The sequence below is a fragment of the Novosphingobium sp. BL-S-32 genome (assembly GCF_056857055.1).
On record NZ_CM166476.1, the window covers coordinates 377,551 to 397,021 of the forward strand.

The following is a 19,471-nucleotide window of genomic DNA, read 5'->3' on the forward strand; positions in this document are numbered from 1 at the left end:
AAACCATGGGTAGCCTATCGAATGGACTGGCAGGCCGGGTCGCCGTTGTCACTGGCGCCAGTCGCGGCATCGGCAAGGGGATCGCCTGTGCCCTCGCCGAGCACGGTGCGACGGTTTACATAACCGGCCGGACCGTCGACCCCGGTCAGCACGCCTTGCCGGGAACGGTCAACCAGACGGTGGAAGAGGTGAACGCGCGCGGGGGCAGAGGGGTCGCGGTTCCCCTCAATCTTGCCGACGATGCCCAGATAGCGGCGCTGTTCGAGCAGGTTCGCCGCGATGAGGGCCGCCTCGACATCCTGGTCAACAATGCGATGGCCATTCCCGATGCGATGACCCGGCGCGATGGCTTCTGGGAGAAGCCGCTCGACGAGTGGGAGATCTGGGACACCGGGATGCGCGCGGCCTACATCGCGGCATGGCACGCGGCGCAGATCATGGTCCCGCAGGGATCGGGGCTGATCGCGGCCCTGTCCGGCTATGTGGGCGTCACGTACACGTACGACGTGATCTTCGGCACCACGAAGACCGCAACCGACCGCATGATGCGGGACATGGGCCATGAACTGCGCGGGACAGGCGTTTCGGCAGTCTCGCTGTGGCAAGGCTTCACCTACACCGAACGCGCGACGGAAAATCTGAAGACGGTGCCGGGCATGGCGAACCAGCTCAACAGCGCGGTCGGCTCCTCTCCCGAGTTTCCAGGCCGGGTGATCGCGGCGCTCGCAATGGACCCGCACGTCGGCTCGCGTTCGGGCGGCACTTTCATCAACGCGGAGCTGGCCGCCGAATATGGTCTGACCGACCGCGACGGACGCACGATTCCGTCCCTCAGAGAAACGCGCGGCGCCCCTCTTTGGGCGGCTGGCGATACAACGTGGAGAGCATCATGAGAGATCGTCGTTTCGATGGGCGGGTGGCCGTCATCACAGGCGGCGCGCGCGGGCTGGGGCGGACTTATGCCGAACTGCTCGGCTCGCTCGGCGCCAAAGTCGTCATCAACGACAATGGCAGCGCCTTGTCGGGGAGCGGATCGGATACCGGACCCGCCGAGGAGGCGGCCCAGGCCCTTCGCGATGCCGGATATGAGGCGGTGGCTTCGACCGACAGCGTTGCGACACCGGAAGGCGGCAAGGCAATCGTCGAGGCGGCGCTGGATGCTTTCGGCCGGATCGACGTGCTGATCCACAACGCCGGAAACAACCGTTTCGCGATGCTGGATGAGATCAGCTACGAGGATTTCCGCGCGGTGGTGGATGTCCACCTGCTCGGTGCCTTTCACGTCGTTCGCCCGGCGTTCGAACGCATGACGAAGGACGGTTATGGACGCGTCGTCCTGACGGGATCGATCGGCGGGCTATACTCGATGCCCAGCGTGGTGAACTACGCGGTTTCGAAGTCCGGGATGATCGGCCTCAACAACATCGTCGCGATCGAAGGCGCGGCTCGGGGGGTGAAGTCCAACATCATCCTGCCCGGCGCAGTGACGCGCATGGCCGAGGGCCTTGATATCTCGCAGTATCCGCCGATGGGGCCGGAACTCGTAGCCCCCGTTGTCGGCTGGCTGGCACATGAGAGCTGTTCGGTTACGGGTGAGATGTACGTCTCGATGGGCGGGCGCGTCGCGCGTGCCTTCATTACCGAGACGGAGGGACTCTACCGGCCGGACTGGAGCATCGACACCGTTGGCGACAACATCGATGCGATCCGCGACACCGATCGCTTGTGGACCTTCCATCCGGCAGAGGACGGCTTTTCGCAGCACATGGCGCGAAGCTTCGAAATGGTGCGCGCCGGATAACGGCGCGCACTCTCCCCGGGTCAGGGCGCGGCTTTGCGGGTCAGGAACCCTTGCATTGCAAGCCACGCGGTGAATTCGTCGAGCACGAGTGTTGTCGTCGTGTTCGGCTTTCCGAGCCCGAAACCATGCCTACCCTGCTGGTAGCCATGGATTTCGACAGGTCGCTTGGCTGCAAGCCAGCCCTGCGCAATCGGAAAGCCCATCGAGGGAAACAGGGGATCGTCCAGGGCGATCGCATCGAACATCGGCGATGCGTCAGCCGGAACGTCGATCTTTGCCTGCGGACCGTAGATATACCCGAAGAAGGCAGGCCGCTCGCCCGGCTTCGCGGCAAGGACGGTCTGGAGTGACGTCATGGCGCCGGCCGAAAAGCCGATCATGCCGACGCGGGCAGGGTCGACGCCCCATTTCGCGGCGTTTTCACGCACCACCTTCAGCGCGGCAAGGCCATCCTCAGTGGCCTGCGGATTGGTCAGCTCCGGCTGTCTGGTTGGATCGGGAATGCCCGCCATCATCTTGGCCCAGACATATTTTCCGGCTTCCGCTTCGTCCTTGGGGGTCGGAAGGAGGCGATATTTCAGAACGAACGCGGCAATACCGCGATCTGCAAGCGCCTGCGCGACATCCCAGCCCTCGTGCGACATGGAAAGCGCCATAAAAGCTCCACCGGGCGCCACGATCACGGCGGCGCCGGTCGCTTTGCCCGGATCGGGAAGAACCGGTGTCAGGGTGGGCCGGGTGACATTGCGGACCGAGTAGTCCTTGCCGAAATACCGGGACCAGTTCTCGCTGTCGGCAGATCCGGGGGTCTTGGCTCCGTAGAGCGGAATGGCGCCCGTCTCGGCCGGTGCACTTGCCGGAGCGGGCGCCGGATAGTCGGCGGGCTGCGCCGCCGCATTACCGGCTGCCGTCATGCAGGCCATTGCCAAGGCAAAATATACCGACTTGCCCGTCGTCATCCAGCATCTCCCCTGTTGTGTGGGGAGGGGATGGCACGCACGAAGGCATAGGGTCAAATAGGCTTTCTTGGCAATGCCATAGGCATTTTCTATGCTTCGGAAGCGGCCCATGCGGAGCGCGCGTTACGCTTCCTCTTTTGGCGATATCGATGTCAAAAAGGATACTCAAAGGCTGTCAGGCGTGGCATAGGACTTGCCGCATCGCCCCAGGCCAACCGACTGGACGATGCGATCGGTTTCGTGATTTGAAAGTGCGGGATGGACAAGCGCAAAAGCAGAACGGCACTCGACACCGCGGCGGACAAGTTGAGAGAGATCGTCCTCGCACGCGAGCCCGGAACCTATATTGGCCGGGAAGAGGCGCTTATTTCCGAGCTTGGCTTTGCCCGGGCTACCGTTCGGCAAGCCGCAAGGCTGGTTGAGCGCGAGGGCTTTCTTGCCGTTCGCCGCGGCAATGCCGGTGGCTATTTCGCATCCCGGCCGGACTCGAAAACGATCGAATCCATTGTCAGCATGTACCTATCGATGATGGAGGTGCCCCCGGAGGATGTCACCGTCATCGCCACCGCGTTATGGGTCGAGGCCATGCGCAAGGCCGCTCATGCGCCGCATGACGTGATTGTGGAGAAGACGGCGACGCTTGTGGAGCGGACCCGCGCGGTCTCCGACGATGCCGGTTTCGACGAAGTCCGGGAACTCGAGCGTGAGACGCAGGATATTGTGTTCGAGCTGGCTGACAGCGCGTACATCAAGCTCATCTTCGACATCAACGTGGCCTTCTCGCGCAGGACTTACCAGGGGCCGGCAGCGGACGATGTTTCGCCTGAACATCGCCGTTTCGTACAGAGCTGGCGCAATGCCCGGCTGATGGAATTTGGGGCACTCATTCAGGGCGATCCGGAACTTGCCGCTATTGCCAGCCAGTACAGCCGAAAAGTCTGGGCGCGCCGCATCCGGGCACGCTTCCATATGAAGCGCGAGCAGGAAGAACTCGATTGATTACGGGCGGGCGAGCGTGGCGCGCACCACTTCGTTGCTCCGCAGATCCGCATTTTGTCGGGCATCGCTCCAGCAATCCGAGCAGGCTTGACGGTACATGCATGGTGCGGGAAGCCTGCGAGCTTTCAATCCGAAGGCGCTCATGAGATGGTGCTGACTTCAGGAAGCGGACATCAGAAGATGAACCGTCAAACGCAAGACACAGTTGCGCAGTGGATGGCAGAATCCGCATCACAGACAATTCAGGCGCGGATTTTGCGATTTTTGCCCGAACTGATCCGTGAGCTGGGCGGTGATGCGCAAGATATTCTCGGGGCGTTCGATCTGGATTGCGAAAGCTGCGAGATCGAGGGGGCTGTGAGCTGCCGTCAGTGGGTCGGGGTTCTGGAACAGGCCGCGGCAACTCTCAACGTCGATGATCTTGGAATGCGGCTTGCCGAACGGCAGGGCGGGACGGCCTTGTTCGGGCCGCTCGGCAACGTGATGCGAAACTGCCGCAATTTCGGCGAATCCCTCACTTACGCGGCCACGCACAACGCGGCGCACAGTCTGGGCGCCCGGGTCTGGATGGGGCGGACGATATCCGGACAGACCGTGTTCATGGGGCACGAGCTGCTCGCGGAGGACATCTCAAGCAGAAGCCAGGCAATCGAGCATGCCCTGCTTGCCGGCCATCTGGCTGCCCGTTCCATGACCGGCGGGCATGTCGGTGCGCGCCGCGTGCATTTCCGTCATGAGGCCATATCGCGCCCCTCGCTCTATCGCCGATACTTCCAATGCGACGTTCGGTTCTGCTGCAACGAAGATGGCGTTGCCTTCACGGCAGAAGACTTGTCGAGGCCGATCTTCGATCCCGACGAGGTTTCGCTGAGCGAACTCATCGAACGCATCGAAAGGGAATATGGCACTCAGCGGCCGGCATTCCAGGCATTGGTCCGCAGCGTTGTCATGCAACTGCTCTGGACCGGCAACAGTGCCGTCGAGGACGTGGCACATGTGCTCGACCTCCATAGCAGAGCTCTCCATCGGCGGCTGCAATCGGAACACTGCACCTTTCAGACGATAAAGGACGAGGTGCGCCGCGACGTCCTGATGTACTACCTGCGTCACACCGCGCTTCCACTTGGTCGGATATCCGAGAAGCTCGGCTTCTCCGAACAGTCCGCGATGTCGCGTTTCGCAAGAACCCAGCTGAATGCGACGCCGAGGCAATTACGCCAGAGCTGCGTCGCCGCTTTGCCCTGAGCGTGCATGAAAGAGACTTCGAAGGCGGCAGCGCCGTTAACACCGGGTGGAGGAATGCATTTCATGGACGACTGGAATCTGGGTACGGGCGGGCTTCGCATAGAGCGGGAAGGTCCGCTTGCCTGGTGCATCATCGATCGGCCCGAAGCGCGCAATGCCATGACGCCTGCGATGTACCTCGGCCTCAAACGGGCCGTTCGCCTGGTCAACACCGACAAGGAAGCAAGGGCTCTTATCATCACCGGCACCGGCGATGTCTTTGCCCCCGGCGGCGACATGGGCGGCCGAAAGGTCGAAGGTGACGAACCCGTGCCGACGGGCCTGACCTATGAGACGCTGCCCTTTATCGCGATCCGCGAAAGCACCGCGCCGATCATCTCGGCGGTAAACGGAATATGTCAGGCCGGTGGTCTCCTGACCGCCATGATGTCGGACATTGCAGTGGTCAGCGATCGCGCGACGTTCCGCGTTCCCGAGCTGCTGAGGGGGCTGATCGATGCAACCTATGCGGCGACGCTGCCCTTGCATGTGGGAATGGCGGTCGCTCGCGATCTCCTGCTCAGTGCCCGGACCATTGACGCCGGGGAGGCACTGCGCATCGGCCTGATTTCCCGCGTTGTGCCGCACGAGCGCCTTCACGACGAGGCCCGGAAGGCGGCCACCGAAATCCTGCGGACCGCGCCGGAGGCCCGGATGCATACAAAGCGGCTGCTCAACGAACATTATCGGCCGATCGATTATCAGACGATGTTCTGGTCGCTACAGAACTCGCAGGAACCGCGCGAAGGCATGCGAGCCTTCATCGAGAAGCGGGCACCCAGCTGGGTTCCGGACGGTCTCGAAGATTGATCCGCGCGCTCCAAATAGGACCGAACTGAGGACGTTCAGACGAACGTGGCTCTACCCGTATCATGCAACAGACCAGCTTTCTGTAAAAATTCGCGACTTTCCGCAGCTGATGCGAGTTGGGAAGCGTTCCTCGAAGCCGCGCGACGTCTTCCCTGCTGTCGGATGTCTGCCGAAATCGTCATGGCGAACCACTACCCGTAGGACGCTCGGGATGATGCCGATACAGCCAAGCCCATGAGCATGTCGGCGCTTGCTTATGCGCCGACAGAGTGAGCACGCGTAGTCGGCCACGCCGCCAATTTGCGATCCCCCAACGACTTGCAATGGCAGCGTTTCCGGAACCCGCGGCTGCGACGGAGAGGATACCGAACGAATGACGAAAGTAATGCAGGGAATCCGCGTTCTGGAAGTGGCGCAACATACGTTCGTCCCGTCGGCGGGTGGGATACTCGCCGATTGGGGAGCCGACGTCATCAAGATCGAGCACCCGGTTCGCGGGGACGCGATGCGCGGGATTGTCAATCTCGGTGGCCAACGGGTCGATCCGCGCCGCAATACGCTGATGGAGCATCCCAATCGCGGCAAGCGGAGCGTCGGGATCGACATCTCGACACCCGAGGGGCAGGAACTCATCTACCGGATCGCCGCGACGGCGGATGTATTCCTTACCAATTACCTCCCACAGCATCGGCGCAAGCTGAACATCGATGTCGAACAGATTCGCGCTGCCAATCCCAAAATCATCTATGCGCGCGGAAGCGCTTACGGTGACAAGGGTCCTGAGCGGGAGGTCGGCGGCTTCGACGGCACCGCATTCTGGGCGCGCAGCGGCGTCGGCTATTCGATGAGTCCTGACGGTCTGGACGGCCCCCTGTCGCAGGGTATTCCGGCATTCGGTGACTCGTCGGGCGGCATGAATATCGCCGGGGGCATTTCGGCCGCTCTCTTCCATCGTGACCGCACGGGGGAGGCCCTGGAGGTCGACGTATCGCTGATCAGTACGGCATGGTGGGCCGCCGGCGCCGCAGTCGACCAGTTCATCGAACACAACGAAGTCATGCGCGTGCCTATGCCCTCATCGGGCGGAAAGGCGGGCAATCCCTTCATGGGCAATTTCCGCACCTCCGATGGTGGCACCATCAACCTCTGCACGCTCACGCCGGGTCCGCATATTCGCAGCATGTTCGAGCATGTGGGTGCGCCGGAAGCCGCCGACGATCCGCGCTTTGCCAATGTTCAGGGCCTGATGGAAAACTGGAAAGAGGCCAGCGACATCCTCACCCGCAAATTCGCCGAGCGTCCCTTCCAGTATTGGCGGCAGCACCTCAAGACCTTCACCGGCCAATGGGCGCCGTTCCAGAGCCTGCTCGACCTTGCAAGCGACGAACAGGCGCTGGCAAACGACATGCTCATCGAGGTGGAAGCGGCCGACGGCGGCGCTCCGCTCAAACTGGTTCGCGGGCCGGTTCAATTCAACCACCAGCCCGTGGAAACCACCCGCGCGCCTCAGGCTTCCGAGCATACCGAGACGTTCCTGATGGAACTTGGTGTCGAATGGGATGAAATCGAGGCGCTCAAAGCACAGGGGGCGATCGCCTAACTATTGTTACCACGCCGTGCATCGGTGCACGGCGTGGTGCCGTGTACCCTGTGGCGAAAAATAGCTGTTTTGGGATGTTCCGGGGGTCATTTGGCGGACAGGGTGGGATTCGAACCCACGGTGAGCTTGCACCCACGGCGGTTTTCAAGACCGCTGCCTTAAACCACTCGGCCACCTGTCCGCTTCGGCAACGCGCATAGCGAAAAGCGAGCGCCTTGCAAGAGGGGCGGCACCGAAACCACCCGATCCGGAAACGACGATCGGGATGGAATGCAGCCCATTTGCGGCGGCTGTCCACGGCTGAGACGTTCGGCCCATTTGCATCGCCGGCGCATTGTGCAAGATTTAGGCGTGATGAGTTGTTCTTCGAAGCTTCGGTCCCTGCGTCTTCCGTTTCTTGCAGCAGCCCTTGCTCTCGTACCGCTTTCGTCGGTCGATGCGCAGCCGGTGGTGCAGAGTGTTGGTGGGCAGAGTTTCGACGTCTACCTGCAATCGGTGGCGGCCCGCGCCCGGCGGGAAGGCGTCAGCGCAAGCACGATTTCGCAGGTCCTCACCGGCCTTACGCCTAACGACCGTGTGATCGCGCTCGATAGCGCGCAGCCCAACCGCAGCAGCGCGCCGCCGCCGGTGGCGCCTTACATCGCCCAGCATGTCGGCCCCAGCATCATCGCCCGGGGGCGCGATCGCTACGCGCAGAACGCCTCGATTCTTCCCTCGATAGAGCGGCGCTACGGCGTTCCCGCCAAGATGCTGTTCGCGATCTGGGGGCATGAGACCAATTACGGCAGCTATGTCGGCGATTTCGACCTTGCCCGCTCGCTGGCGACGCTGGCGTGGGAGGGGCGCCGCCGCCAGCTCTTCGAAAACGAGCTGATCGCGCTGATGAAGATGGTCGATCAAGGCGTGCCGACCTACAAGCTCAAGGGAAGCTGGGCAGGGGCCTTCGGTTATCCGCAGTTTCTGCCGAGCGTATATCTGCGCCTCGCCGCCGATGGTGACGGCAACGGCACGCGCGACATTTTCTCCAGCCCGGCGGATACGCTGGCCTCGATCGCGAACTATTTCCGCGATGCGGGCTGGCGACCGGGCCAACCCTGGGGCGTACGCGCCTCGTTGCCGGCCGGTTTCTCGATCGGTTCCTATGGCTCGAAGCTTTCGGCGCCCACTTGCACGCAAGTCCATGCTCGTCATTCGCAGTGGAAGAGCGTGGCCGAATGGCGCGCGCTTGGCGTTAATGCTCTCGGGCCTATCGGCGATAACGTGCAAGCCTCTCTGTTCCAGCCTGACGGTCCGGGGACGCCTGCCTATCTGTTAACCGGGAATTATCGGGTGATCCTCCAGTACAACTGCTCGAACTACTACGCATTGTCCGTTGGGTTGCTTGCAGATGAGATTGCCCGTTAACCATGCGCTGCCGCTCGCGGCGCTGATATTCCTGACCACCGTTCCCGCAACCGCCAAGAGCAATCCGCCGTCGCCGCCCGTCAGCGGACCGGCAGCCGACTATCCGGTTGTCGTTGGCGAACCGTTCGCCATCGGCGGCACGACCTGGACCCCTGAGGATCAACTCAATTACGACGCCGTGGGTTATGCCCAGGTGGGAGAGGGCGGCGGGGCAGGCATAACGGCCGCACACAAGACGCTGCCGCTGCCCAGCTATGCCGAGGTGACCGCGCTCGACAGCGGCCGGACGATTCTCGTGCGGATCACCCGGCGCGGGCCGATGACGAATGATGCGCTGATGGAACTCTCGGCCGATGCCGCCGCGCAACTGGGGATCGCCGCTGACGCCCACAGCGCCGTTCGCGTGCGCCGGGTCAACCCTCCCGAGGCCGAGCGCGCCCTTCTGCGCAGCGGCGGCCGGGCGCCCGAACGCATGGCGACGCCGGACGGCCTGCTGAAGGTTTTGCGCCGCAAGCTTGCCGACCAATCACCGTTGCTGCCTCCTCCCTCGACCCCGCCGACGATGCCAAGGAGCCCCGCATCCGCATTGGCCGCCGCCGCTCCGGTACGGAAGCCGCCTGTGCCAACAATCGAGCCCAAGCCGATTGCTCCCGTCGTTCCCGCTCCGAAGCCCACCCCCAAGCCCATTCCGAAACCCACTGTTGTTGCTCCCGTAAAGGGCACGCAAGTTGTTCAAGTCGGCACGTTTTCCGTCGAGGCCAACGCCCGCAAGGCGGCCAGCGGCCTTGGCGCCCAGGTCACGCCCGCAGGCAAGTTCTGGCGCGTTCACCTCGGCCCCTTCGCAAATGGTGCACAAGCTGCCGCAGCGCTGGAGAAGGCCCGCGCGGCAGGGTATAGCGACGCACGAATCTCGCGCACCGACTAGTCTTGCGGCGCGCACCACCCGCATCAGCCATCCGCCAAGGATGCGCCGGGAGAAGTCGCGTCTTGAAGTTGTTCCCGAAGTCCGCCCGCTATCTCGTTCCCGCGCTGGCCCTTGCGCTGGGTGTGCCGGCCAATGCCGCCATTCCGACGCCTCCGCCGGAGCTTGAGGGGATTCCCGTCAGCCTGCTGGTCGACCTTGGTTCGGGGCAGGTGCTGGTCCAGCGCCATCCGGACGTGCCTTTCCTGCCTGCCTCGGTGACCAAGGTGATGACGGCGTTCGTCGCCTTCGAGGAGATCGACGCGGGCCGTCTGCCGATCGACCGCCGGTTCTCCGTCCGTCCCGAAACGGCGCACGAGTGGTTCGCCAAGGGCACGTCGATGTACCTGACCGAGAAGGACCACCCCACCACGGCGGACCTGCTCCACGGCATCATGACCGCCTCGGCGAACGACGGCGCCATCGTGCTGGCCCAAGGCTACGCGGGCAGCATTCCCGGCTGGACCGCGAAGATGAACGACGCGGCACGGCGGCTCGGCATGACGCGCAGCCATTACAACACGCCGAACGGCTGGATGGACGAGGGCAACACTTACGTCACCGCCAGCGATCTGGTGCGGCTGGCCGATGCCATGATCATCCGTCACCCCGCGCTTTACCGCGAGTTTTCGGGCGTAAAGCACTACTTCTGGCGCGATGTCGCCATGCGCAGCCATGACCCGACGGTGGGCGTGGTCCCCGGCGCGGACGGCATCAAGACCGGTTACACCCGCGAGGCCGGCTACAACTTCCTCGGCACGGCCGAGCGTGACGGCCGCCGCCTTGTCATGGTGCTCGCCGCCTCGCCCTTGCCCAAGCAGCGCGACGTGGCGGCGCGTGCCCTGCTCGAATGGGGTTTCTCCGCCTGGACGCCGCGCCATCTGTTCGATCAGGGGCAGCCGGTGACCGAGGCCGCGGTGCAGGGCGGCGATGCCCGCTCGGTGCCGCTTGTCGCCAATCGTGAAGTCCACGCCACGCTGCCCAAGGGCGACAATCCGAAGATCACGCTCGCCGTCCACTACAAGGGGCCGTTGCAGGCACCGATCCGCAAGGGTGACGAAGTCGGCCAGCTTGAAATCAAGGTCGACGGTCTCGCTCCCGGCCACGTCCCGCTCTACGCTGCCCGCGATGTCGCCGTTGGCGGGCCGCTGGACAGGCTGTGGAACGGGCTTATCAATCTCTTCGCATGAGCCGGGGGAAATTCATTGCGCTTGAGGGCGGGGAAGGGGCGGGCAAGTCCACCCAGGCCCGGCTCTTAGCCGAAGCACTGCGCGCGCGCGGGATCGAGGTGGTCACCACCCGCGAGCCCGGCGGCACGCAAGGCGCGGAGGCGATCCGCAACCTGCTGCTTCATGCCGAGGGTGACGGCTGGGGCGCCCGCGCCGAAGCGCTGCTCTTCGCGGCAGCGCGCGCCGACCATGTCGAGAAACTGATCCGCCCCACGCTGGAACGCGGCGCGTGGGTTATCTGCGACCGCTATCTCGATTCGAGCCGCGCTTATCAGGGCGGCGGCAGCGGACTTTCCGATGCCGATATCCGCACGCTTCATGCGATCGGCAGCGAAGGCCTCTTGCCCGACCTGACTCTGCTGTTCGAAGTCTCGCCCGAGGTTTCGGGCGCCCGCCTTGCGCGGCGCGACACCGAAGGAACGGACCGCATCGGCGGCCGAGAAGCGGCCTATCACGCCCGCGTGGCCGAGGCATTCGCCCGGTTTGCCGAAGCCGAGCCAACGCGCTTTGCCCGCATCGACGGGAACGGCACCCCGGAACAGACCGTGGCCTATGCCATGGCTGCGCTGGAACCCCTGATATCCGGCACTCCGGAACCGCGCGCTTGAGCGACGACCTGCCTTTCATCGGCCAGCGCGACGCCTGGCACGAATGGATCTCCGCGATCGGTTCGGAGCGGATGCATCACGCCTGGCTGCTCGCCGGTCCGCGCGGGCTCGGCAAGCGGGCCTTCGCGCGCACCGCCGCCGCCGAACTGGTGCGCCTGTCCGGCCAGCCCCGGCCCGATCCGGCATCACATCCCGACATTCACGTGCTTCAGGCGCTTCCCGCCAACGACGACGAGGCGAAGAAGAAGGCCGAGGGCAAGCCCTGGCAAGCCAAGCGCAGCATCTCGGTCGATCAGGTGCGTGAGATGATCCGCCGCCTCACGACCAAGCCGACACTGGGCGAACGCCGCGCGATCGTCATCGATCCGGCCGACGAACTGGAGAAAAGCGCGGTCAACGCGCTGCTCAAGGCACTGGAAGAGCCGCCTGTGGGTACCTTCTTCCTGCTCGTCACCCACCAGCCCGGCAGGCTTCTGCCCACGGTTCGCTCACGCTGCCGCGTGCTGCGCTTTGCCGCGCTGGGCGAAGCCGAACTCGATGCGGTGATCCGGCGTGATATTCCCGAATCCGACGCCACGACCCGGCAGGCGGCGATCAAGGCCGCGCAGGGCTCGCCGGGAATGGCGCTCAGCTTCGTCGAGCACGATCTCGGCCCGATCCACGAACTGATGCTGCGGATCCTTCACGAGGGAGACCGGGACTATCACCTGCGGGGCGCCCTTGCCGACGAAATGGGCGCGCGCCCCGCGCGCGACCGTCAGCTTGCCGCGCTCGAACTGGCGCGCACCGTGCTGGTAGGCGAACTGGCCGGAGCATCGCGCGCGCGGCAACTCGCGCTGATCGAGGCGCATGGCACCCTGATGCGGATTTCCGCGCAGGCTCCCACCTACAATTTCGACGCCGGGCTCCTGATAATGGAAATTGGCGGGTTGCTGGCTTCGGCCGCGATGCCTAGAGAAGCGGCTCGCCCATAACACCCAGCAAGGAACTGCGACGCCGCATGGCCGAGCCTTATTACGTCACCACCGCCATCTCGTATCCCAACGGCAAGCCGCATATCGGCCATGCCTACGAGGCCATTGCCGCCGACGTCATCGCCCGCCACCGCAAGGCGGAAGGCTTCGACGTGCGGTTCCAGACCGGAACCGACGAACACGGCCTGAAGATGGCGCAGAAGGCGCGCGATCTGGGCATCACGCCGAGCGAGCTGGCAACGGAAATGTCGCAGCATTTCATTGACATGTGCGCTGCTCTTAACATCGATTACGATGTCTTCATCCGCACGACCGAGCCGCGCCACCATGCCGCGACGCAGGAACTGTGGCGGCGGATGGAAGCCAACGGCGACCTCTATCTCGACCGTTACGAGGGCTGGTACTCGGTCCGCGACGAGGCTTACTACGACGAGTCCGAACTGGTCGCAGGCGAGGAGGGCGCGAAGCTCTCTCCGCAAGGCACGCCGGTCGAATGGACTGTCGAGGAATCGTGGTTCTTCCGCCTGTCGAAGTATCAGGACAAGCTGCTCGAACTCTACAATTCGGGCGACTTCATCCGCCCGGAAACGCGCCGTAACGAGATCCAGCGCTTCGTCGAAGGCGGCCTGCGCGACCTTTCGGTTTCGCGCACGAGCTTCGACTGGGGCATCAAAGTACCCGGCAGCGACAACCACGTCATGTACGTGTGGGTCGACGCGCTGACCAACTATATCACCGGCCTCGGCTTCCCCGACGAGAGCGGCGATTACGCGAAATACTGGCCCGCCGATCTGCACCTGATCGGCAAGGATATCGTTCGCTTCCACACGGTCTACTGGCCTGCCTTCCTGATGAGCGCCGGTCTGCCGCTGCCGAAGCAGGTCTACGGCCACGGCTTCCTGCTCAATCGCGGGCAGAAGGAATCGAAGTCGCTCGGCAACGTCACCGATCCGATTGCGCTTGCCGAAACCTTCGGCGTCGATGCCGTGCGCTACTTCCTGCTGCGCGAAGTCGCGTTCGGGCAGGATGGTTCGTGGTCACCAGAAGCGATCGTGACGCGCGCCAATGCCGAACTGGCCAACAGCTTCGGCAATCTTGCCCAGCGCAGTCTTTCCATGATTTTCAAGAACATGGATGGGACTATCAAGGCCGATTACGAAGATGGCGAGGCAGACAAGGCCCTCTTCGCAACGGTTGCCGATGGCATTGCCGGCCTGCGCAAGGGCTTCACCGATCTCGCCTTCAGCGATGGCCTCGAAGCCTGGATGCGCGCCGTCTTCGCCTGCAACCAGTACGTCGATGAGCAGGCGCCCTGGGCGCTGCGGAAGTCCGATCCCGAGCGCATGGAAGCCGTACTGATGACGCTGTTCCGCGTCGTGCGTGACCTTGCCATTGCAGTCCGTCCCGTCGTGCCGACCGCGATCGACGCACTGCTCGATCAGATGGGCATCGCCGCCGATGCGCGCACCTATGCCGCGTTGGAAGACGCCGATTGGTTCGCAACTCTTGCCGCCAGCGGCTATAAGGTCGACAAGCCGCAAGGCGTGTTCCCGCGTCTCGAACTTCCCGAGGAAACGGAAGCAACCACCTGATGTTTATCGATTCGCACTGCCATCTCGAATATGAAGGCCTTGTCGAAGACCAGCAGGGCGTGCTCGATCGCGCCCGTGCAGCCGGGATCAAGGGCTTCCTCAATATCTCGACGCGGCAGAGCGAGTGGGATCGCGTGGTCGGCACGGCCGCGCGCATCCCGGACGTCTGGGCCTCGGTCGGCATTCATCCGCATGAAGCGGACCAGCATGCCGACCTTGGCGAAGCCGTGCTGCTCGAAGCGACGCGGCACCCCAAGGTCATCGCCATCGGCGAGACCGGCCTCGACTACTATTACGACAAGTCGGACCGGGACGTGCAGCAAGCGCTGTTTCGCACCCATATCCGGGTCTCGCGTGAAACCGGGCTACCGCTGATCATCCATACCCGCGATGCGGAAGAGGATACGTTCCGCATCCTTGAGGACGAGATGAGGAAGGGGGCCTTCCCGGCGCTGATCCACTGCTTCACCGCCAGCGCCGATTTCGGCGCCAAAGTGTTGGATCTTGGCCTCACGATTTCGATCTCCGGCATCGTAACCTTCAAGAATGCCAAGGACTTGCAGGAGGTTGTGAAGATCGTTCCCGAGGATCGGCTGCTGGTTGAAACCGACTCGCCGTTCCTCGCGCCAGTCCCGCATCGCGGCAAGCGCTGCGAACCGGCCTATACCGCCGACACCGCACGCTTCGTGGCGGATCTGCGCGGTGTAAGCGCCGAGCAGCTTGGAGAAGTTACGTCGCGCAACTTCTTCGCGCTCTTCACCAAGGCGGACCGAAAGGCAGTCGCGTGAAAGTCGTGATGCTTGGTAGCGGTACGTCGACCGGCGTGCCGCGCCTCGGCGGCGAATTCGGCGCAGATTGGGGCCTTTGCGATCCCAACGAGCCGAAAAACCGCCGCACGCGCGTCTCGATCCTGCTCGAAAGCGATGCCGGCAACCGCATTCTCGTCGACACCTCAACGGACTTGCGCGCGCAGTTGCTCGCCAACGACATTCACCGCATCGATGCCGTGTTCTGGACCCACGATCACGCGGACCACTGCCACGGCATCGATGACATGCGTCCGCTGCGCTATGGCCGCGCCGGTCCGATCCCGGGATTCGCCAACTCGGAAACCGTCCGCCGCCTGCGCCAGCGCTTCGGCTACGTTTTCGCGGGGCAGTTCGGCTATCCGACGCTGGTCAGCCTCGACAATCTCGACACTCTGCGCCTTTGCGAAGGCTTCCGTGTCGATCATGTCCAGATGCCGCACGGCCCGGCGGAATCAACCGCATTCCGCTTCGATTGTGACGGAAAATCAGTCGTTTATGCGACGGATTTCAGCGAAATCACAAGAGGCATGATCGACTTGTGCTACGGCGCGGATCTGCTGGTGGTCGATTGCCTCCGCCGCGAACCGCATCCGACGCATGCGCACCTTGGCATGGCGCTGGAACTGGCTTCGGTCTGCCGGGTCGGCAAGGCCGTCCTCACGCATCTCGACAAGTCCATGGACTATGCCACACTGAGCGGCGAAGTGCCGGACAACGTGCTGGTCGGCTATGACGGGATGGTGATCGAACCATGAGCAATGCAGCAACGATCGTCGGTGTCATTTCGGTCGTTTGCGCGCTCATTCTGGTTACGAGCAATTCGCGGTTTCGGCAGCTGGGATTTTCGAAAGGCCTCAAGCTCGCGCTGATCTGGGCCGTGATCATCATTGGACTGGTAATGCTGATCCAGATGCTCGGTCTGCACAGTCGCAAGTGACCGGCGGCACTGAAGGGGCACCTGCAAACCACCCATTATTTAACATAATACATATTATCATCCTGATCCGGTGTAAGCGCAACTTAGAGATGTCACCACGCTGGGACGTCTCGTGGTCCCGGTGGCATAGTCCTCCCTGTTTGCTGAGAGGACGCGCTTATGTCGGTGGTGGCTATGAGCCATGGCGAGCTTTCACGATACGATACGCTTCGTCGGTTCGATCGCGGCGAACTGAGGATCGAAGACACCGCCATGCTGCTCGGCTTGAGCCGCCGCCAGGTCTACCGCCTGCTCGATCGATTGCGCGCTGACGGTCCTGAAGCGCTGGTTTCCTGGAAGCGCGGCCGCACCAGCTACCGGGATCTCGGCGATGATTTCCGTGACCGAGTGCTTAGCCTCGTGCGCGAGCATTATCACGATTTCGGACCGACCCTGATTAGCGAGTATCTTGCCGAACGGCACGGCATCACTCTTTCACACGAGACCTTGCGGAAGTGGATGATAAAGGCGGGCATATGGAAGGATCGCGAGGCGCGCCGGCCACGGCCGTATCAGCCGCGCTACCGGCGGGATTGTCGCGGCGAGCTGATCCAGATCGACGGCTCGAAGCACTGGTGGTTCGAGGATCGTGGGCCGCAATGCACCCTGCTCGTCTACATCGACGATGCGACCAGCGAGCTAATGCATCTCAGGATGGTCGAGAGCGAGAGCACGTTTGCCTACATGGAGGCGACGCGGGCGTACATCGAGGCGCACGGCAAGCCGGTGGCGTTCTATTCGGACAAGCATTCGGTATTCCGCAACAACACCGCCTCGGCGACGGGCGATGGCATAGCGCCCTTCGATGCGCGCGACCTGCATCGTCCGCTCGCGCCGCATGAAGATCTGCGGGCCGAGATGGTCTGGCGTGAATGGCGCTCGGTGACCCGGGCGCTGACGCTGCATTACAACAAGGCGATGTTCATTCTGGAGCCGACCCCGGTGAGCCGGCCGCTCGCGGGCAAGCGGGGCGAGGTTTGCGAGTTTCCGGACGGGACGCTGGAGATCCGGCACGAGGGCACTGCCCTTCCTTATCGGATGTTCGACAAGATCCGGCAGGTGAACCAGGCGGCGATTGTTGAGAACAAGCACCTTGATGCCGCGTTGCTGACTGCTGACGCAGCGGGTCCGGGGCGCATGATCGATGGACCTTTGCACCAGCAGGGTCAGCGCTGCGCAAAACCGACGGGCTACGCGCTGCCCCTGCTGTATCGAGCGGTGACATTTCTATCTTGCGCAGCAAGTGTCTTTTCTAAATTGCGGGAACACCTGACCGGACTTCCGCAAGGACCCTCACAGCAAGCGTGCGCTCCCCGAAAGCCGCCGCTATAGGTGTGCTCGACATGACCCAGCACCATCATCAGATCGACCGCCTTCTCGGCATCATGGCGCAGCTGCGCGACCCGGTTTCGGGCTGCGAATGGGACCGCGAGCAGGATTTCTCGACCATCGCCCCCTATACAATCGAGGAGGCCTACGAAGTCGCCGACGCCATCGCGCGTGATGATCTGGCCGACTTGCGCGGCGAGCTTGGCGATCTGCTGCTTCAGGTCGTGTTTCACGCCCGCATGGCCGAGGAACTCGGGCACTTCGCTTTCGCGGACGTCGCAGCAGCCATTTCGGACAAGCTGGAGGCGCGCCACCCGCACATCTTTGGTGATGAAGCATCGGGCGATGCCCAGACCGAGCGATGGGAAAAGCTCAAGGCCCAGGAACGGGCGGACAAAGGCGCAACCAGCGCCATAGACGGCGTGGCCATCTCGCTGCCCGCCCTCATGCGGGCTGAGAAGCTCCAGAAGCGCGCCGCGCGCGTCGGCTTCGACTGGCCGGATCCCAGCGGTGCGGCAGAGAAGCTGACCGAAGAAATGGGCGAACTGGCCGAAGCCTCCGACGCTGAAAAGCTGGAGGAAGCCGGCGACCTCCTGTTCGCCGCCGTCAACCTCGTCCGCCTGAACGGCATCGCACCCGAGGATGCCCTGCGCGCCGCCAATGCCAAGTTCGAGCGCCGCTTCCGGGCGATGGAGGCTTTTGCCACCACCGACGGCCGGGATTTTGCGGCGCTCTCGCTCGATGAGCAGGAAGCCTATTGGCAGGCCGTCAAGGCGTCAGAGCGCGCCGAAACGGCCTAGTTCGCGCTCGGACAGGCGCACCTGCAAACGCAGTAGGGGCCCCTCCTCGCCCTCGCCCGCATCCTCCTCGGACACGACTTCGCCGCGTGCGTGGAGGAATGCCATGCGCTGGCCATCTGCGGCGGGCAGGACGAAGGTGTAGAGCTTCGAATCCTCGGTCAGCGCCAGGCCTACGGTTTCGAGCAGCGCGTCGCAGCCCAAACCGGTCTGTGCGGAGATCGGCGCGATCGTCTCGCCCTTGCGCTGCGCGATGGTCTCATTGAGTTCGGCGGCCTGCTCCGCGTCCAGCAGGTCCCACTTGTTCCAGACCTCGATCATCGGGATCGCGGGTACGACGTCCTCGTCATCCGCCGTCTCCTCGCCAGTGCCAAGCACGCCCAGGTCGGCAAGTACGTCCAGCACCTGCCGCTTCTGCGCTTCGGTATCGGGATTGGCGATATCCCGGACGTGGAGAATGAGGTCCGCCGCGGTCACTTCCTCCAGCGTCGCGCGGAAAGCCGCGACGAGCTGGGTCGGCAGGTCCGAGATGAAGCCCACGGTGTCCGACAGGATCGCCTTTTCGACGCCCGGCAGGCGGATCGCCCGCATGGTGGGATCGAGCGTGGCGAACAGGAGATCCTGTGCCATCACTTCGGCACCTGTCAGGTAATTGAAAAGCGTAGATTTTCCAGCGTTTGTATAGCCGACAAGCGCCACCACCGGCCAAGGCGCCTTCTCACGACGATCCCGGTGCAGGCCGCGCGTGCGGCGCACCTGTTCCAGCTCGCGGCGGATCTTGCTCATCCGGTCGCGAATCATCCGGCGGTCGGCCTCGATCTGCGTCTCACCCGGGCCACCAAGGAAGCCGAAGCCGCCGCGCTGACGCTCAAGGTGCGTCCAGCTGCGCACGAGGCGACCGGCCTGATAATCGAGGTGTGCGAGTTCGACCTGCAAACGGCCCTCGGCCGTGGCTGCCCGTTCACCGAAGATCTCAAGGATCAGTCCGGTGCGGTCGATGACCTTGCGCTTGAGCTTTTCCTCCAGATTACGCTGCTGGATCGCCGAGAGCGAGCCGTCGACGATGACCAGCTCGGCCTCGTTCAACTCGCAGGCAACGCCGATATTCTGGATCTGGCCTTCGCCGAACAGCGTGCCGGCACGGGGTTCGCGGATCGGAATGGCCATGGCTTCGGCCACAACAAGGCCGATCGCCTGGGCAAGGCCCTTTGCCTCTTCAAGCCGGGCTTCGGGATCGAGGTCAGATCGACCCCGCATTTGCGGATATACGACGAGGGCACGCGCGCCGCGCGTGACCTCACCCTTCAGTTCATCGTTCAAATCGGTTCAGCTTTTCTCG

Annotated in this window: 19 protein-coding genes and 1 tRNA gene; 17 read left to right on the forward strand and 3 right to left on the reverse strand. The window is 63.5% G+C overall.

What is annotated here, in order from left to right; translation table 11 throughout:
• The first annotated feature begins 5 nt into the window (after positions 1–5).
• Both AC1VVK_RS01840 and AC1VVK_RS01845 read left to right on the forward strand, forming a co-directional pair.
• A complete protein-coding gene (locus AC1VVK_RS01840; protein WP_482904139.1) occupies positions 6–893 on the forward strand; it encodes an SDR family NAD(P)-dependent oxidoreductase in 888 nt (295 codons plus the stop codon).
• Complete coding sequence (locus AC1VVK_RS01845; RefSeq protein WP_482904140.1) at positions 890–1,801, forward strand: SDR family NAD(P)-dependent oxidoreductase; 912 nt, start codon at positions 890–892, stop codon at positions 1,799–1,801. The genes AC1VVK_RS01840 and AC1VVK_RS01845 overlap by 4 nt, the downstream gene beginning before the upstream one ends.
• Before the next feature lie 20 nt (positions 1,802–1,821).
• On the opposite strand, the gene AC1VVK_RS01850 is transcribed toward AC1VVK_RS01845, so the two are convergent.
• Positions 1,822–2,760: an alpha/beta hydrolase gene (locus tag AC1VVK_RS01850; protein ID WP_482904141.1), complete on the reverse strand. Its 939-nt coding sequence runs from the start codon at positions 2,758–2,760 to the stop codon at positions 1,822–1,824.
• Between the two features lie 258 nt (positions 2,761–3,018).
• Between AC1VVK_RS01850 and AC1VVK_RS01855 the strand changes: the two genes are divergently transcribed.
• From AC1VVK_RS01855 to AC1VVK_RS01870, 4 genes are all read left to right on the forward strand, one after another.
• Positions 3,019–3,759 carry a FadR/GntR family transcriptional regulator gene (locus AC1VVK_RS01855; protein WP_482904142.1) on the forward strand — a complete coding sequence of 247 codons (741 nt, stop codon included), beginning with the start codon at positions 3,019–3,021 and terminating at the stop codon, positions 3,757–3,759.
• A 147-nt stretch (positions 3,760–3,906) separates the two neighbouring features.
• A complete protein-coding gene (locus AC1VVK_RS01860; RefSeq protein ID WP_482904143.1) occupies positions 3,907–5,004 on the forward strand; it encodes an AraC family transcriptional regulator ligand-binding domain-containing protein in 1,098 nt (365 codons plus the stop codon).
• A gap of 63 nt (positions 5,005–5,067) precedes the next feature.
• Positions 5,068–5,853: an enoyl-CoA hydratase/isomerase family protein gene (locus AC1VVK_RS01865; protein ID WP_482904144.1), complete on the forward strand. Its 786-nt coding sequence runs from the start codon at positions 5,068–5,070 to the stop codon at positions 5,851–5,853.
• Positions 5,854–6,226: 373 nt separating this feature from the next.
• The gene (locus tag AC1VVK_RS01870; RefSeq protein WP_482904145.1) at positions 6,227–7,453 is read left to right on the forward strand and encodes a CaiB/BaiF CoA transferase family protein; all 1,227 of its coding nucleotides are present in this window, start codon (positions 6,227–6,229) and stop codon (positions 7,451–7,453) included.
• Positions 7,454–7,544: 91 nt separating this feature from the next.
• Here AC1VVK_RS01870 and AC1VVK_RS01875 read toward each other — a convergent pair.
• Positions 7,545–7,634 (reverse strand) — tRNA-Ser (locus tag AC1VVK_RS01875).
• Between the two features lie 173 nt (positions 7,635–7,807).
• Here AC1VVK_RS01875 and AC1VVK_RS01880 point away from each other — a divergent pair.
• From AC1VVK_RS01880 to mazG, 11 genes are all read left to right on the forward strand, one after another.
• Positions 7,808–8,857, forward strand: coding sequence for a lytic murein transglycosylase (locus AC1VVK_RS01880; RefSeq protein ID WP_482904146.1), 1,050 nt, complete (start codon positions 7,808–7,810; stop codon positions 8,855–8,857).
• Positions 8,841–9,782 (forward strand): SPOR domain-containing protein, encoded by a 942-nt coding sequence (locus AC1VVK_RS01885; protein ID WP_482904147.1) that lies wholly within the window; start codon positions 8,841–8,843, stop codon positions 9,780–9,782. Before AC1VVK_RS01880 ends, AC1VVK_RS01885 begins: the two co-directional genes overlap by 17 nt.
• 62 nt (positions 9,783–9,844) lie before the next feature.
• Positions 9,845–11,008: a D-alanyl-D-alanine carboxypeptidase family protein gene (locus AC1VVK_RS01890; RefSeq protein WP_482904148.1), complete on the forward strand. Its 1,164-nt coding sequence runs from the start codon at positions 9,845–9,847 to the stop codon at positions 11,006–11,008.
• Positions 11,005–11,655 carry a dTMP kinase gene (gene tmk / locus AC1VVK_RS01895; RefSeq protein ID WP_482904149.1) on the forward strand — a complete coding sequence of 217 codons (651 nt, stop codon included), beginning with the start codon at positions 11,005–11,007 and terminating at the stop codon, positions 11,653–11,655. Before AC1VVK_RS01890 ends, tmk begins: the two co-directional genes overlap by 4 nt.
• Positions 11,652–12,629 carry an AAA family ATPase gene (locus AC1VVK_RS01900; RefSeq protein ID WP_482904150.1) on the forward strand — a complete coding sequence of 326 codons (978 nt, stop codon included), beginning with the start codon at positions 11,652–11,654 and terminating at the stop codon, positions 12,627–12,629. Before tmk ends, AC1VVK_RS01900 begins: the two co-directional genes overlap by 4 nt.
• 26 nt (positions 12,630–12,655) lie before the next feature.
• The gene (gene metG, locus AC1VVK_RS01905) at positions 12,656–14,221 is read left to right on the forward strand and encodes a methionine--tRNA ligase (RefSeq protein WP_482904151.1); all 1,566 of its coding nucleotides are present in this window, start codon (positions 12,656–12,658) and stop codon (positions 14,219–14,221) included.
• Complete coding sequence (locus tag AC1VVK_RS01910) at positions 14,221–15,009, forward strand: TatD family hydrolase (protein WP_482904152.1); 789 nt, start codon at positions 14,221–14,223, stop codon at positions 15,007–15,009. Before metG ends, AC1VVK_RS01910 begins: the two co-directional genes overlap by 1 nt.
• Positions 15,006–15,785 carry an MBL fold metallo-hydrolase gene (locus tag AC1VVK_RS01915; protein WP_482904153.1) on the forward strand — a complete coding sequence of 260 codons (780 nt, stop codon included), beginning with the start codon at positions 15,006–15,008 and terminating at the stop codon, positions 15,783–15,785. Before AC1VVK_RS01910 ends, AC1VVK_RS01915 begins: the two co-directional genes overlap by 4 nt.
• On the forward strand, positions 15,782–15,967 hold the full coding sequence (locus AC1VVK_RS01920; RefSeq protein ID WP_482904154.1) for a hypothetical protein: 186 nt from the start codon (positions 15,782–15,784) through the stop codon (positions 15,965–15,967). Before AC1VVK_RS01915 ends, AC1VVK_RS01920 begins: the two co-directional genes overlap by 4 nt.
• A gap of 159 nt (positions 15,968–16,126) precedes the next feature.
• On the forward strand, positions 16,127–17,338 hold the full coding sequence (locus AC1VVK_RS01925; RefSeq protein ID WP_482904155.1) for an ISNCY family transposase: 1,212 nt from the start codon (positions 16,127–16,129) through the stop codon (positions 17,336–17,338).
• Between the two features lie 11 nt (positions 17,339–17,349).
• Entirely contained in the window at positions 17,350–18,135 is a 786-nt protein-coding gene (mazG, locus tag AC1VVK_RS01930; RefSeq protein ID WP_482904156.1) for a nucleoside triphosphate pyrophosphohydrolase, read from the forward strand.
• Here the strand turns inward: mazG and hflX are convergent.
• Entirely contained in the window at positions 18,112–19,452 is a 1,341-nt protein-coding gene (gene hflX / locus AC1VVK_RS01935; protein WP_482904157.1) for a GTPase HflX, read from the reverse strand. The genes mazG and hflX overlap by 24 nt on opposite strands.
• Positions 19,453–19,471 lie beyond the last annotated feature (19 nt).

What these genes read in the sequence shown, in the direction of transcription:
- AC1VVK_RS01840 (WP_482904139.1), top strand. Translation starts at nt 6, where the DNA reads ATGGGTAGCCTATCGAATGGACTGGCAGGCCGGGTCGCCGTTGTCACT.
- AC1VVK_RS01845 (WP_482904140.1), top strand. Translation starts at nt 890, where the DNA reads ATGAGAGATCGTCGTTTCGATGGGCGGGTGGCCGTCATCACAGGCGGC.
- AC1VVK_RS01850 (WP_482904141.1), bottom strand. Translation starts at nt 2,760, where the DNA reads ATGACGACGGGCAAGTCGGTATATTTTGCCTTGGCAATGGCCTGCATG.
- AC1VVK_RS01855 (WP_482904142.1), top strand. Translation starts at nt 3,019, where the DNA reads ATGGACAAGCGCAAAAGCAGAACGGCACTCGACACCGCGGCGGACAAG.
- AC1VVK_RS01860 (WP_482904143.1), top strand. Translation starts at nt 3,907, where the DNA reads ATGGTGCTGACTTCAGGAAGCGGACATCAGAAGATGAACCGTCAAACG.
- AC1VVK_RS01865 (WP_482904144.1), top strand. Translation starts at nt 5,068, where the DNA reads ATGGACGACTGGAATCTGGGTACGGGCGGGCTTCGCATAGAGCGGGAA.
- AC1VVK_RS01870 (WP_482904145.1), top strand. Translation starts at nt 6,227, where the DNA reads ATGACGAAAGTAATGCAGGGAATCCGCGTTCTGGAAGTGGCGCAACAT.
- AC1VVK_RS01880 (WP_482904146.1), top strand. Translation starts at nt 7,808, where the DNA reads ATGAGTTGTTCTTCGAAGCTTCGGTCCCTGCGTCTTCCGTTTCTTGCA.
- AC1VVK_RS01885 (WP_482904147.1), top strand. Translation starts at nt 8,841, where the DNA reads ATGAGATTGCCCGTTAACCATGCGCTGCCGCTCGCGGCGCTGATATTC.
- tmk (WP_482904149.1), top strand. Translation starts at nt 11,005, where the DNA reads ATGAGCCGGGGGAAATTCATTGCGCTTGAGGGCGGGGAAGGGGCGGGC.
- metG (WP_482904151.1), top strand. Translation starts at nt 12,656, where the DNA reads ATGGCCGAGCCTTATTACGTCACCACCGCCATCTCGTATCCCAACGGC.
- AC1VVK_RS01910 (WP_482904152.1), top strand. Translation starts at nt 14,221, where the DNA reads ATGTTTATCGATTCGCACTGCCATCTCGAATATGAAGGCCTTGTCGAA.
- AC1VVK_RS01920 (WP_482904154.1), top strand. Translation starts at nt 15,782, where the DNA reads ATGAGCAATGCAGCAACGATCGTCGGTGTCATTTCGGTCGTTTGCGCG.
- AC1VVK_RS01925 (WP_482904155.1), top strand. Translation starts at nt 16,127, where the DNA reads ATGTCGGTGGTGGCTATGAGCCATGGCGAGCTTTCACGATACGATACG.
- mazG (WP_482904156.1), top strand. Translation starts at nt 17,350, where the DNA reads ATGACCCAGCACCATCATCAGATCGACCGCCTTCTCGGCATCATGGCG.